This is a genomic window from Pseudomonas sp. WSY_20 (assembly GCF_043104335.1).
GTDB classification, from domain to species: Bacteria; Pseudomonadota; Gammaproteobacteria; order Pseudomonadales; family Pseudomonadaceae; genus Aquipseudomonas; species Aquipseudomonas parafulva_B.
The window spans coordinates 1-13,288 of sequence record NZ_JBICKP010000001.1; the positions used below are offsets into that span (position 1 = coordinate 1).

The 13,288-nt window shown below is 63.7% G+C and carries 13 protein-coding genes; 4 read left to right on the forward strand and 9 right to left on the reverse strand.

Going from position 1 to position 13,288, the window contains the following annotated elements:
* Window positions 1–258 precede the first annotated feature (258 nt).
* Entirely contained in the window at window positions 259–696 is a 438-nt protein-coding gene (locus ACF8E5_RS00005; RefSeq protein WP_058603314.1) for a carboxymuconolactone decarboxylase family protein, read from the reverse strand.
* A 193-nt stretch (window positions 697–889) separates the two neighbouring features.
* On the opposite strand from ACF8E5_RS00005, the gene ACF8E5_RS00010 reads away from it, so the two are divergent.
* Together ACF8E5_RS00010 and ACF8E5_RS00015 are read left to right on the forward strand one after the other, a co-directional pair.
* Entirely contained in the window at window positions 890–1,348 is a 459-nt protein-coding gene (locus tag ACF8E5_RS00010) for a nucleoside deaminase (RefSeq protein WP_058603313.1), read from the forward strand.
* Entirely contained in the window at window positions 1,345–2,541 is a 1,197-nt protein-coding gene (locus ACF8E5_RS00015; RefSeq protein WP_392474726.1) for a CynX/NimT family MFS transporter, read from the forward strand. Before ACF8E5_RS00010 ends, ACF8E5_RS00015 begins: the two co-directional genes overlap by 4 nt.
* Here ACF8E5_RS00015 and ACF8E5_RS00020 read toward each other — a convergent pair.
* The 6 genes from ACF8E5_RS00020 to ACF8E5_RS00045 all read right to left on the reverse strand — a co-directional run bounded on the left by ACF8E5_RS00020 (window position 2,534) and on the right by ACF8E5_RS00045 (window position 8,802).
* Complete coding sequence (locus ACF8E5_RS00020) at window positions 2,534–3,967, reverse strand: PLP-dependent aminotransferase family protein (protein WP_392474727.1); 1,434 nt, start codon at window positions 3,965–3,967, stop codon at window positions 2,534–2,536. The genes ACF8E5_RS00015 and ACF8E5_RS00020 overlap by 8 nt on opposite strands.
* 80 nt (window positions 3,968–4,047) lie before the next feature.
* Window positions 4,048–4,386: a hypothetical protein gene (locus tag ACF8E5_RS00025; protein WP_058603310.1), complete on the reverse strand. Its 339-nt coding sequence runs from the start codon at window positions 4,384–4,386 to the stop codon at window positions 4,048–4,050.
* A 161-nt stretch (window positions 4,387–4,547) separates the two neighbouring features.
* Complete coding sequence (gene glcF / locus ACF8E5_RS00030; protein WP_145254924.1) at window positions 4,548–5,798, reverse strand: glycolate oxidase subunit GlcF; 1,251 nt, start codon at window positions 5,796–5,798, stop codon at window positions 4,548–4,550.
* A gap of 9 nt (window positions 5,799–5,807) precedes the next feature.
* Window positions 5,808–6,863: a glycolate oxidase subunit GlcE gene (gene glcE, locus ACF8E5_RS00035; protein WP_196127357.1), complete on the reverse strand. Its 1,056-nt coding sequence runs from the start codon at window positions 6,861–6,863 to the stop codon at window positions 5,808–5,810.
* Entirely contained in the window at window positions 6,863–8,362 is a 1,500-nt protein-coding gene (gene glcD / locus ACF8E5_RS00040) for a glycolate oxidase subunit GlcD (RefSeq protein WP_392474729.1), read from the reverse strand. The genes glcE and glcD overlap by 1 nt, the downstream gene beginning before the upstream one ends.
* 119 nt (window positions 8,363–8,481) lie before the next feature.
* The gene (locus ACF8E5_RS00045; RefSeq protein ID WP_027915726.1) at window positions 8,482–8,802 is read right to left on the reverse strand and encodes a DUF2388 domain-containing protein; all 321 of its coding nucleotides are present in this window, start codon (window positions 8,800–8,802) and stop codon (window positions 8,482–8,484) included.
* Window positions 8,803–9,030: 228 nt separating this feature from the next.
* Between ACF8E5_RS00045 and ACF8E5_RS00050 the strand changes: the two genes are divergently transcribed.
* Window positions 9,031–9,657 carry a glutathione S-transferase family protein gene (locus ACF8E5_RS00050; RefSeq protein ID WP_078478485.1) on the forward strand — a complete coding sequence of 209 codons (627 nt, stop codon included), beginning with the start codon at window positions 9,031–9,033 and terminating at the stop codon, window positions 9,655–9,657.
* Window positions 9,658–9,689: 32 nt separating this feature from the next.
* Here ACF8E5_RS00050 and mrdA read toward each other — a convergent pair whose 3' ends face one another.
* Window positions 9,690–11,585, reverse strand: coding sequence for a penicillin-binding protein 2 (gene mrdA / locus ACF8E5_RS00055; RefSeq protein WP_392474730.1), 1,896 nt, complete (start codon window positions 11,583–11,585; stop codon window positions 9,690–9,692).
* 279 nt (window positions 11,586–11,864) lie between these two features.
* On the opposite strand from mrdA, the gene ACF8E5_RS00060 reads away from it, so the two are divergent.
* A complete protein-coding gene (locus ACF8E5_RS00060) occupies window positions 11,865–12,356 on the forward strand; it encodes an isochorismatase family protein (protein ID WP_392474731.1) in 492 nt (163 codons plus the stop codon).
* Window positions 12,357–12,383: 27 nt separating this feature from the next.
* On the opposite strand, the gene ACF8E5_RS00065 is transcribed toward ACF8E5_RS00060, so the two are convergent.
* On the reverse strand, window positions 12,384–13,082 hold the full coding sequence (locus ACF8E5_RS00065) for a pirin family protein (protein WP_058603303.1): 699 nt from the start codon (window positions 13,080–13,082) through the stop codon (window positions 12,384–12,386).
* Window positions 13,083–13,288: the final 206 nt, after the last annotated feature.

Genomic DNA, 13,288 nt, shown 5'->3' on the forward strand with positions numbered 1-13,288 from the left:
AATCGGCTAGCCTCCATAAACGGCGCTAGGCCGTTACTTCTGCATGATCCGGGCCTGCGCTATCTCAGCCAATACAGGACCAAGGTAGATACCGTCTTGACCCTCAAATCGCACCTGCGAGGTGAGGATCAAGACGGTATCTACACCGGTAAAGCGTAGCCTTCGAGGGATGTGCCACGATTCATCACGCGGCATAGCTAGATGTTGATGCTTCCAATTAGAGAAAGGCTGAATTAAACAATAGCCTCCCAGGCTCCTTCAACCCGCCACCATGGCAAACCCCACCCCAAACCGATTCCACGCATTGATCGTCGCGATAGCCAGCGTCAGATTCACCACCTCGGCTGGCTCGAAGTGCTCCAGCAACGCCTCATACTCCCCCTGCGGGGCGCCACAATCGGCCAGCCGGGTCAGGCTCTCAACCCAGGCCAGCGCCGCTCGCTCACGCCCCGTGAAGTAGGTCGTCTCTCGCCACACGCACAACGTCTGCAGGCGCGCCTCGCGCTCGCCGGCCTTGCGCGCGTCGTTGGCATGCAAGTTGACGCAGTACGCGCAGCCATTGATCTGCGAGGCGCGTAAGCGCACCAGTTCAAGCAGATCGTGCTCAAGGCCCGTGCGGGTCAACGCCTGCTCCAGGGCTGCCATGGCCTTGTAGGCGTCAGGGGCTTGTTTCGACCAGTCGATGCGGTGTTGCATGGCGCTCTCCAGAAACGCTTTAGGGTGGCGTCACGATACCCTCGGGCACCGATACGTCCGATAGCCAATCCGCTCATCTTCGGGGAGGCCAATCCTGCCATTCGCATCCCCACTGACAGGCATCCAATCTCTTCATTTCTGCCACTGCCACCGACTCAGGATAATGACCCGTCCCATCCAAGGAGATCGAGCCATGCCAGAAGTCCGTTTCATGCGCGAGGCCCTCGAACTGGCACGCGCCAACATCGCAGCCGGAGGCCGGCCGTTCGGTGCCGTCCTGGTGTACCAAGGCCAGGTTGTGGCGCGCGGTGTCAATGAGATACACCGCTCACAAGACCCGACCACCCATGCCGAGATGCAAGTCATCCGCCAGGCCAGCCAGGCGCTGGGGCGCGCCCGTCTTGACGGCGCCCAGGTGTATGCCAGCGGCCACCCATGCCCCATGTGCCTGGCGGCCATGCACCTGTGCGGTATCAGCCAGGCCTGGTTCGCCTATGACAACGACGAAGGCCAGCCTTACGGGCTGTCTACCGCTGACTTGTACGCGCAGATGACGCGTGCGCCCCAGCAGCAGTCATTGCCGCTGCGCGCCTTCAAGCCCGACGACGAAAGCGGGCTGTACGCTCAGTGGCAACAGGCCAACGATCAATGACAGTAGTCTGGAGAGCGATGCTGGTCGTGCTGCTGGCCTTGAACCTGCGCCCCATCCTGACCAGCATCGGCCCTTTGCTCGAGCCAATGCGCATCAGTACCGGCCTGGGTTATCAGCAAGCGGCATTGCTGACGGCGCTGCCGGTGTTGTGCATGGGAGCGGTTCCATTACTGCACCCTTGGTCACGCCGATGGCTGAGCGAACACGCCGGCATGCTCGGTGGTTTGGCGGCCATCGCGCTGGCGTGCCTCTGGCGGTTGCAACTTCAAAGTGCCTGGGCACTGGTTGCCAGCGCCGTGCTTGCAGGCTTGGGCGTGGCGGTGGTGCAGGGCATGATGCCAGGGTTGGTCAATCGCTGGTTTCCGGGGCGCCTTGCTGGCGCAATGGGCCTGTACTCGGCTGCCTTGATGAGCGGCGGCGGGCTGGCTGCTGTGCTGGGCCCGCACCTGGCTGAGTATTCCGGGCAATGGCAAATGGGCCTGGGGGCCTGGGCCGCACCGGCGATGCTTGCCATGCTGGCATGGCTCATCCTGCGGCCACGCAACATACAGCCCCTCGTGTTAAAAGCAAACGGCGGGCACTGGTTTGGCCACCGACGGGCCTGGTTGCTGGCCGTGTACTTCGGTTTGATCAATGGCGGCTACACCAGCATGGTCGCCTGGCTGCCAGCGTTTTATCTGGAGCAGGGTGGCAGCGCACAGGGAGGCGCCGACCTGGTGGGGTTGATGACCCTATTCCAGGTACTGGGCGCATTGGGCCTGCCGCTGCTGCTCAGGCGCTGGGTGGATCGGCGCCCAGGCCTTGCGCTGGCGCTGTCGATTCAACTGGTAGGGTTCATGGGGTTACTGATGGCACCCACCGCCGCACCAGGGCTTTGGGTAGCGTTGATCGGGTTCGGGCTGGGCGCCTGTTTCAGCCAAAGCCTGACCCTGACCCTCGAACATCTTCCTACGCCAGCCGAAGCCGGCGGCCTGGCGGGATTCGTCCAGGGTATCGGCTTCATCATCACCGGCTGTGTGCCGTACATCATCGGGTGGCTGCGTGCGCTCGACGGTGATTTTCAAGGCGCGTGGACCGTGCTCACGGCCAGCGTGTTGACGATGCTGCTGGTGACGATAGCCTTCAGCCCGCAGAGCTACGCGAAGGCGCTAGCTCGACCCGTCCCGGTCGATAACATCGATGCCCTCAGCTGATCCGCCGCAGGGTATCGCGCAGTCGGTCGAATGCTGGGTCGATGTCGAGCATTTCAATGGCACCAAAGCCCATCAACAGCCCCGGACGCACTGGCGTTTCATTGAAGAACGGGGCGAGCGAGTAAATGCCCAGGTCGACCTTGCGTGCCTGTTCGACCAGGTGCTCCACGTCGAGCCCCGTTTGCGCCAAGGCACTTAGATGAAACCCCGCCTCGGCGGGAATGGCCCTGAGCCAAGGGGCAAGGTCGTCGTCCAGACGCTGCAACACGCGATCGCGACGCGCGCTGTATACCTCATGGCAACGGCGGATGTGCCGGTTCAGATGCCCCTGTTCCACGAAGCGGGCCAGGGCCCACTGCAGCACGGTCGGGCTGTGCCAGTCGCTCAATTGCTTGGCCACGCAACTGGCCTTGAGCACGGCTTCTGGCAAAACGGCATAACCCAGGCGCAACTCCGGGAGCAGGGTCTTGGAGAACGTGCCGACGTAAGCCACAAGGCCCTGGGTGTCCAGGCGTTGCAGCGCATCGGCCCTAGGCCCCAGATAGCGGAATTCGCAGTCGTAGTCGTCCTCGATGATCAGCGCACCCAACGCGGCTGCCCGGGCCAGCAGCGCTCGCCGGCGTGTCTCGCCCATCGGCATGCCCAATGGGAACTGGTGCGAAGGCGTGACATAGATCAGCCGCGTGCCCTCGGCAATCTGGTCAACGCACAAACCTTCTTCATCCACCGGCACCCCCTGCAGCTGGGCGCCCAAGGCCAGGAACAACTGCCGTGCCGGCGGATACCCCGGGTCCTCCATGGCGACCTTGCAGCCAGGCTCCACCAGCACCCTGGCGATCAGGTCCAGGGCCTGCTGGGCGCCGTTGCACACAAGTATATCGTCAGCCGTGCAGTGCACGCCCCGGGCGTAGGCGATGTGGTGGGCGATGACCTCGCGCAGTTCCGCAAGGCCCTGGGCTGGGAAATGCCGCTGTGGATGATGCTGGCTTCGCCGCACGGCGTAGTTCAGGCAGCTGCGCCACAGGTCGAACGGGAATAGCGCCTTGCTCGCCACACCGCCGATGAAGTCATAACGCACCCCCAATTGCGCTTGACGTTGGCCCAGTACGGTGGCGCGGGATTGCCAGCGCCTGAGCGACGCATCGCCGGCAAGGGGCAAGGCGCTTGGCGGCGCGCTGCGCTTGGGTGCAAGCGTATTGATGAACGTACCCCGGCCGACTACCGCGCTCAGCAAGTTGTCCTGGGTGAGGCGTGCATAGGCGTCCGCGACGGTCTTGCGCGACACTCCCAATTGCTCGGCCAGCAAGCGGCTGGGCGGCAACTGGCTGCCAGCCGCCAGGTGACCGCATTCGATGCCTGCGCGCAACTGCGCGTAGAGCTGGGCAGCCAAGCCTTTGCGGCCCTCCAGGCGAATATGCAGTTCCATGGAGCATTCCAAAGCAAGAGAGCGCTCAGGATAGCGGATTGCGTACGGCGGGGTGCCTGCTCACGCCGCAGCAAGACTGCTTAGGCCCTGGCCATGCTCACCGTGATGTAGCCTTTGCCCGAGAGAATGATGCGGATGCGGGTTTCGTCGGCAGGGGCGCTACGGCAGCGCTTGATCTGAACCCCTTCCACGACGGCGGCCTTCATGTGATGGGTGATGGCCCGGCCCCGAGCATCGAAAAACGCTTCGCTGGCGAGCAGTTCGATTCGCTCGATCAGTTGCCTGGATGGCTCGTCGGTGACGCAGAAGAACATGACGCCAGACAGATGAGGGTCCTGGTCTGGGTTGGCCAGGTCATGGGTGAGCAGTTCGCGCAGGTGGCTGCGCAGTTCGGCAAGAAGGTGCGGGTTGGCGAGCATGCGCAGCGTCCTGTGTGGGGGCGACTGCGTCGATCATGTTTTCTGCTCTGCCATGCGACAAGTAGGACGGTTCCTAGGTTGGCCGGTGAAAAATCCCAATCAAGTAAATGGGCGACGATGAAGCTTACCAAGGACGAGATGCACAAGGCGGCAGGGGACGCCTATCCCTCGTTCGCCCCGGCGCGCTCTTCTGCGTGCCTGAGCGCCTCTTCGACGATCTCCACCCAGTGCCGAACCGCGGTGCGCCCGGCGCCATTCAAATGCACCTGGCAGCCGATGTTGGCGGTGGCTATCTCGTCCGGTTGCCCGCGTTCCAGGGCGTCCAGCCGGTTGTCGCGCAGCTGCCTGGACAACCCTGGCTGGGTCAGCGAATAGGTGCCTGCCGAGCCACAGCACAGGTGGGCATCGGTGACCGGAGTCAGGGTAAACCCCAGCCGGATCAATAGCGCTTCCACAGCGCCACCCAGTTTCAAGGCATGTTGCAGAGTGCACGGACAGTGAAACGCCAGGCGCCGTCCGGCGGGCACCGCCAGCTGCTCGACGGGCGCATCCCCCAGGACTTCCACCAAGTCACGGCACAGGCTGCTGACCCGCGCCGCCTTGGCTGCATAGGCCGGGTCAGCAGCCAACAGGTGAGCATACTCGCGCACGAACGCGGCGCAGCCGCTTGCTGGGATCACGATAGCCTCGACGCCCGCCTCAACGGCTGGCCACCAGGCATCGATGCGCCGCCGTGCGCGCTGCAAACCTTGCGCCTGGGCGTTGAGGTGGTAGTCCACTGCTCCACAGCAACCCTCGGCCGGTGCAGGGGTCACGCTGATACCGAGGCGATCGAGCAGGCGCGCCGCCGCGGCGTTGGTCGCCGGTGACAATGCCGGTTGCACACACCCCTCGAGCATCAGGACACGCCGCGGATGGCGCACCGCCGGGCGCATCAGGTCAGCCGCCTTTTGCAAATGCACCTTTTGCTGGGCCTGCGCCGGTAGCCAGGGGCGCAGGGCTTGGCCAGTTCGCAGCAGGGCCTTGAAAACGGCGGGGCGCACCATCGCAAAGCGCAGGCCGTGACGTAACAGGCGCTGGCCCAGTGGTCGTGGCACCTGCTGCTCCACGACGGCCCGGCCAATGTCCAGCAGGTCGTGGTAACGCACACCCGACGGGCAAGTGGTTTCGCAGCTGCGGCACGACAGGCATCGGTCCAGATGAGATTGAGTACTGGTAGTGGCGGGCTGGCCTTCGAGCACCTGCTTGATCAGGTAGATGCGCCCGCGCGGGCCATCGAGCTCATCGCCAAGCAGCTGGTAGGTGGGGCAGGTCGCTGTGCAGAAGCCGCAGTGTACGCACGCGCGCAGGATGCGTTCTGCCTCCTCGGCGCGCTCGAGTGTGCGTGCGCTGTCACTCAGGTTGGTCTGCATGGGCTGCCCTCAGAGGTCCGGGTACAGACGGCCAGGATTGAAGATGCGCTTGGGGTCCAGTTGGGCCTTGAGGCTCCGGTGGTAGCGCATCAGCGGCTCTGACAAGGGCGGGTAGGGGGCCTGGCCTGGGGTGAGGCACAGCGCGTGGCCACCCGCCTGTTCGGCGATGCGGTGAATGACATGGGCTGGGGCGTCTGTCCGCAGCCAGCGCTGGGCGCCTGCCCAGTCCAGCCATTGGCGTCCCGGCAGGTGCAGTTCCCCTGTTGCGAGGGGTACCGACACACGCCACAAGGGCTCGCTGCCCTGGGTGAAGAATGCCAGGCGCTGCTCACGCAGTTGCGTCCAGAACTCGCCGTCCACGTACTCGCCCCCCAGGCGCTGGCGGGCCGACGCTACCGAACCCTCGCCACCTTCCAGGCGCACGAACAATGCTTGTCCATCGTGGCAGGCACCACTGAGCGGCAGTGGTTCCGAGCTCCAGCGCGTGAGCGCGGCCAAGGCCTGGCTCCGATCCATTCCAAGGCGCAGGCTTACGCAGTGCCGCGGCACGGGCAGGACTTTAAGCGACACCTCGGTCAGCACACCCAGGCAGCCGAAACTGCCTGCCAGCAACCGTGAAAGGTCATACCCGGCCACGTTTTTCATCACTTGGCCGCCGAAGCGCAGCACGCTGCCCTGGCCTGTGATTACCTGGGTGCCCAGCACGAAGTCACGGACCGATCCTGACCAGGGCCGCCTGGGCCCGGACAAGCCAGCCGCCACCATGCCGCCCAAGGTGGCACCCGGGCCCAGGTGCGGTGGCTCGCAAGCCAGCATCTGACCGTTTTCCTGCAACGCCGCCTCAATGTCGCGCAACGGCGTACCGGCGCGAGCCGTCAGCACCAGCTCCGTGGGGTCGTAACTGACGATGCCGCGATGGCCGCGTGTATCGAGCACTTGCCCGTTGACGGCATGGCCGATCATGGCCTTGCTGCCACTGCCCTGGATGCGCAAGGGCGTACCGGCATCCAGCGCCTGGCGAACCTGCTCGAGCAACGCCTGGCTTGCATCCTGGTCCGTGCCCATCAAAACCGCTCCAGCGCAGGGAAGGGCAACTGCCCATGGTGCACGTGCAGCGCACCGAATTCGGCGCAGCGGTGCAGCGTGGGAATGTTCTTGCCAGGGTTGAGCAAGCTCTGCGGGTCGAATGCAGCCTTGACGGCGTGAAACACCCGCAGCTCGTCATGGGTGAACTGGGCGCACATCTGGTTGATCTTCTCCCGGCCGACCCCATGCTCCCCGGTGATGCTCCCACCAACGGCCACGCACAGCTCCAGGATTTTTCCACCCAGGGACTCGGCCCGCTCCAGCTCGCCAGGCTGGTTGGCGTCGAACAGGATCAGCGGGTGCATATTGCCGTCACCTGCATGGAACACATTGGCCACCCGCAGCCTATGCTCGCGCGCCATTTCACTAATTCTCACCAGCACGCGGGGCAGCTCACGCCGCGGAATCGTACCGTCCATGCAGTAGTAGTCCGGGGACAAGCGGCCGACGGCAGGGAAGGCATTCTTGCGTCCTGCCCAGAACTGTGCACGCTGCGCCTCGTCACACGCCAGCCGCACCTCGCTGGCACCGGCCTGGGTGAACAGTGTGGCCACCCGTTCGCAGTCTTCGTGCACATCGGCCTCGACCCCGTCGAGTTCACACAAGAGGATGGCGGCTGCCTCCACTGGGTACCCGGCATGGATGAAGTCCTCGGCCGCCCGAATGGCCAGGTTATCCATCATTTCCAGCCCCCCGGGAATGATGCCGGCGGCAATGATGTGGGCAACAGACCGCGCGGCGTCCTCGACCCGGTCGAAGCTGGCAAGCAGAACCCGTGCCACGGGGGGCTTGGGTAGCAGCCGCACGGTCACCTCGGTGACGATCCCCAGCATGCCTTCGGAGCCGGTGAACAGTGCTAGAAGGTCGAACCCAGGACTGTCGAGCGCATCGCTACCCAGGGTCAGCCGTTCACCTTCCACGGTCAACACCTCCAGTTTGAGGATGTTGTGCACGGTCAGACCGTACTTCAGGCAATGCACGCCGCCTGCGTTCTCAGCGACATTGCCACCGATGGTGCAGGCGATCTGCGATGAAGGGTCGGGGGCGTAGTACAACCCGTAAGGGGCGGCGGCCTGGGAAATGGCTAAGTTGCGAACGCCCGGCTGAACCCGGGCGAAGCGGCCTTGGGGGTTGACTTCGAGAATACGATTGAGCCGCGCCATCACCAGCAACACGCCTTTGGCCAAGGGCATGGCACCGCCAGACAGCCCGGTCCCGGCGCCGCGAGCCACGACCGGTACGGTGAGCCGGTGGCAAAGCTGCAGCACGCTCTGCACTTGGTCTACGCGCTCGGGTAACACCACCAGCAGCGGCACCGTACGGTACGCCGCCAGACCGTCGCATTCATACGGCTTGAGGTCTTCATCGCGGTGGAGCACCTGAAGGTCAGGCAGTGCCTCGCGCAGGGACTGAACCAAAAGCTCGCGATCAACTGTCGGCAGCGCGCCGTCGACGTGTTCGTCATACAGCATCGTCATCTCACTTGGATGCGTTGTTCTTATAGGGTCATGACGAGTGTAGCCCCAGTCTGGACTTAGGGCTTGCGGGGCGGGCTACGACCGGCGCTGGCCACAACGAGGGCCAACGCCGGCGGCAGTCATTGCTGGGCGACCAGAGGGTCGTCCTGGGAGAGGATGGCGCGAGCGAGTTCTTCATCGTTGACTTGCAGGCCGGGGTGGTCCTTGCGTGCTTGCTGCAAGGCAGCTTCCACGTAGGCACCACGAATGGCACCACCGCTGGCGACGAACGCAGACAGCTCGTCACGGGCAGGAATGATGCGTTTGTCATCCTTGAACGTTGAGTACAGCGAAGCCGAGACACCGGCCGAAGTGGCAATGTCGCGGCCGTCGACGCGGGCCATGGCAGCGCCGGCAGGCAACAGAAGCAGCAGTGCGGGTACGAGGGCAAGTTGGCGCATGTCGTGTTCTCCAATAGGTGAAGCCCAGGGGATTACCACTATTGGTGAGAGGCTACGCATGCAGGTGGAGTTCCCTCACCGAAGCGTTAGCCGATGGTCTGCTCAGGCGGGGCAGGGTTGGGCGGGTCAACGGGCCTGGCCAACATCGACGTCAGGCCCGGATTGACCGCATCGCCACGGGTGTGCTCTGCTCAGCGGCCTACCCCAACAGCCACCGAGGGCTGCACCATGTCCGAGTACACGCTGCATTGTTTCGCCGAATCCGGCAATGCCTACAAGGCTGCGCTGATGCTCGAACTGACCGGCCAGGACTGGCAGCCGGTGTTCGTGGACTTCTTCAATGGCCAGACCCGCGACCCGATGTGGCGCGACGAGGTGAACGAGCAGGGTGAGGTGCCGGTGCTGATGCATGGGGGCACCTGCTTGACCCAGTCGGCGTTGATCCTCGACTACTTGAGCGCACAAACAGGCCAGTTCGGCCCCCAGAGTGAAGAAGAGCGGCGTGAGATCTGGCGCTGGATGCTGTTCGACAACCACAAGTTCACCAGCTACTACGCGGCGCTGCGCTTTTTGTTGTGCCTGAAGAAGACGGGCGAAACCGAGGTGACGACGTTCCTGCGCGAGCGAGCCGCCGCGGCCTACCGCATCGTCGATGCGCACCTGGCCGGCACACCGTTCATGGTCGGCGCGCGGGTGACCATCGCCGACTTGTCGCTGGCCGGTTATGTGTTCATGCCCGAGGACACCGGCATGAACGTGCAGCAGTACACGCACATCGAAGCCTGGAAAGCGCGACTGCAGGCGTTGCCGGGGTGGCAGCACCCTTACGATCTGATGCCCCGCGTTGCGCCCTGAACGCAAGGCCTGACCGCCTGCGGGCTTTGCCTTCAGCCGTGGGCAGGTGACTTGCCCGCCGAGCTGCCGGCGTATTCGGGCTTTAGATGACCTTGTTCGTCCAGCAGGTAGGCATCCATGACCTCGCGCACTACCGGGCCTGCCACCCGCCCACCGGCTTCGCCGTTTTCGATCATCACCGCCACGACCACGCTGGGGTGCTCGGCCGGGGCGAACCCGACGAACAAGGCGTTGTCACGGTGTCGTTCCAGGGTCTTGTTGCGGTTGTAGCGTTCCCCTTGCTTGATGGCCACCACCTGGGCCGTACCGCTCTTGCCGGCAATGCGGTATTGCGCGCCAGCGGCGGCAGCGCGCGCGATGCCGCGCGGGTCGTGCATGACCATTTGCATACCCTGGCTCACCTGATCCCAGGCGCGTTTGTCGTGCAGCACGATATCGGGCATGGGGTTAGGGTCGATGGGCGCATCGCCACCGACGGTCATCGCCAGGTGCGGGCGATGCCATACGCCTTTGCTGGCCAGCAGGCTGGTGGCTTGCGCCAGTTGCAATGGCGTGACCTGCATGTAGCCCTGACCAATACCCAGAATCAACGTTTCACCGGGGAACCAGGGCTGTCGGCGGGTCGCGCGCTTCCATTCGGCCGAAGGCATCAGCCCGGCCGCTTCTTCGAACATGTCCAGCGACACCTTCTGGCCAAGACCGAATTCGGCCATGTAGTCGTGCAGGCGCTCGATACCCAGTTTGTGCGCCAGGTCGTAGAAGTAGGTGTCGTTGGAACGCATGATCGCGGTGTACATGTCCACCCAGCCATCACCGCTGCGGTTCCAGTTACGGTATTTGTGATCGTAGTTGGGCAACTCGTAGTAACCCGGGTCGAACACGCGGTTGGCCGGCGTGATCACGCCGCTGTCCAGCCCGGCAATGGCCACTTCGGGTTTGACCGTCGACCCTGGGGCATACAGCCCGCGCAGCACGCGGTTGAACAGGGGGCGGTCGATGGAGTCGCGCAGTTGTGCGTACTGCTTGAAGCTGATGCCCTTGACGAACAGGTTGGGATCGAACCCCGGGTTGCTGACCATCGCCAGCACATCGCCGTTGGCCGGGTCCAGCACCACCACCGAGCCTCGGCGCTCGCCCAGGGCCTTTTCCGCCGCCAGTTGCAGGTGGGCATCGAGGGTCAGCACGATGTCCTGACCTGGCGTGGGGGCCTTGTGATTGAGCACACGCATCACCCGGCCCTGGGCGTTGGTCTCGACTTCCTCGTAGCCTACGTGGCCGTGCAACTGACTTTCATAGAAACGTTCGATGCCCGTCTTGCCGATCGACTGAGTCCCCCGGTACTCGATGCTGTCCAGGGTCTTGGCCTCTTTTTCGTTGATGCGGCCTACGTAGCCGACCGAATGGGCGAAGTGCTCGCCCAGCGGGTATTCGCGAATGAATTGCGGCTCCACCTCAAGGCCCGGCAGGCGGAACTGGTTGACGGCAATCAAGGCAATCTGCTCTTCGCTCAAGCCCACCATCAAGGTGACCGGCTCGAAGGGTTTGCGCCCGCGTCGCAGGTCCTTGTCGAACTGTTTGCGGTCCTCGTCATCGAGCCCCAGCACCTGGGTCAGGGTGTCGAGCACCTTGGCGCTGTCGCCGCCGGTCCGTTCACGGGTCATGGTCAGGTCGAAGCTGGGCTTGTTGTCGGCCAGCACAGTGCCATTGCGGTCGTAGATCAAGCCTCGCTCGGGTGCGATCGGCAGCACATGGACGCGATTGTTCTCCGACACGGCGCTTTGCTGGTCATGCTGGATGACTTGCAGCACATACAACCGACCAATCAGGATGGCGACTAGGCTGAAGACCAGCGCAGCGCAGGCCAGGAGCCGGCGGTTGACCAGGTGCTTTTCCTTTTCATGGTCCTTGAGGGGGATCGGTTGGGGCATGGGCTCTGTCTGTAGAAGGCTGGGCGGGCAGGCGTTGGTAACGGGCTGGTGCCGGGTGGGGCAGTGATGCTACGCAAGCTGCATGCCCGCCTCAAGGCGCCGCGCACCGCGGTGAGGTGGGCCGCGCCCAGGCCGCCCGAGCCTGCGGGGCTCAAGCCTGCATGAAGATTTGTTCATCAGCCTGATTGAGCACCGTCGTGCATGAGCGGGTTGGGCTTCAACGCGCTTGTCAGGCCCAGGCGGGTATACTCCATGGCTTTTTCATGACGGAAGGTGCTCATGCGTCAGGTCCTGCTCATCGTGGACGTGCAGTCCACATTCAACCCGCCGGAATGGTTGGTCGACGGCCTGCGACTGCTTTCGGCCAACATACCTACCATCGCCTCGGTCGAGTTGCACGATGAGCGCGTGACACCTTTCGAGCGGCAATTGGGCTGGCACCCGGCTGCCCAGGATGAAAGCCTGATCGAAGCCGATCGGGTGTTCATCAAGCATGGTTACGGACCGGGTAAAGAGATGATCGAGTACCTGCGCGGTCTCGGGGTGGAGCGTGTGCTGGTGAGCGGTTTGCAGACCGACACCTGTGTGCTGGCAGCCGGTTTCGCGCTGTTCGATGCCGGGTTGATGCCGACTCTGGTGACCGACATGACCGTCGGCTCCTCGCTGGATCGTTCGGCGAAGATGGGCATCGCCTTGTGGGAGCATCATTTCCGCCAGGTCATCACGTCCGCCGAAGTGCTGGCTGAGCTGGCCCAGCCGGGCAATCCTTGAGGACCGGCCCGGCTGAGTGCCAGCGTTTCAGGCGACGTCCACCAGCACGATCTCGCTGTCTTCCAGGGCGGTGACCTGCAGCAACGTTTCTTCGGCGATGGCCACGCCGTCCCGGGCATTGGCCTGCAGCCCATTGACCTCGATGCGGCCCTTGGCCGGGACGAGGTAACCGCGACGCTTGGGGTCGAACCGGTACTCGGCGGTTTCTCCGGCGCGCAGCGTTGCGGCGACCAGGCGGGCATCGGTACGAATCGGCAGGCTGCCTTCATCGCCATCTCTGCCACTGGCCAGGGTCACGAAGCCTTCGCCGCGTTCACCCTTGGGAAACGGGCGTGTACCCCAGGACGGTGCATCACCAGTGCGCTCGGGCACGATCCAGATCTGGAAAATGCGCGCCTCGCTGTCCTCTTGGTTGTACTCACTGTGCGCGATGCCTGTGCCGGCGCTCATCACCTGCACGTCGCCAGCCTCGGTCCGGCCCTTGTTGCCCAGGTTGTCTTCATGGGTAATGGCCCCTTCGCGCACGTAGGTGATGATTTCCATGTCCCGGTGAGGGTGGGGTGGGAACCCGCTGCCAGCGGCGATGATGTCGTCGTTCCAGACCCGCAGGTTGCCCCAGTGCATGCGGGCTGGGTCGTAGTACTCGGCGAACGAGAAGTGATGGTGCGCATCGAGCCAGCCGTGGTTGGCGGCGCCCAGGGTGTTGAATGGTCGTAGTTGAAGCATGATTGGACTCCTTCAAAAGGTGTAATAGGGCCATCATGCGCTTATGAAACATCTAAAATAAGCGTAAATATCGGCTCTATTTTATCGCTTTAATCGATATATCCCTAAGCTATCGTCCAAAATGCCGTTGCCGTTGCCGTTGCCGTTGCCGTTGCCGTTGCCGTTGCCGTTGCCGTTGCCGTTGCGGTTGCGGTTGCGTTGGCTTT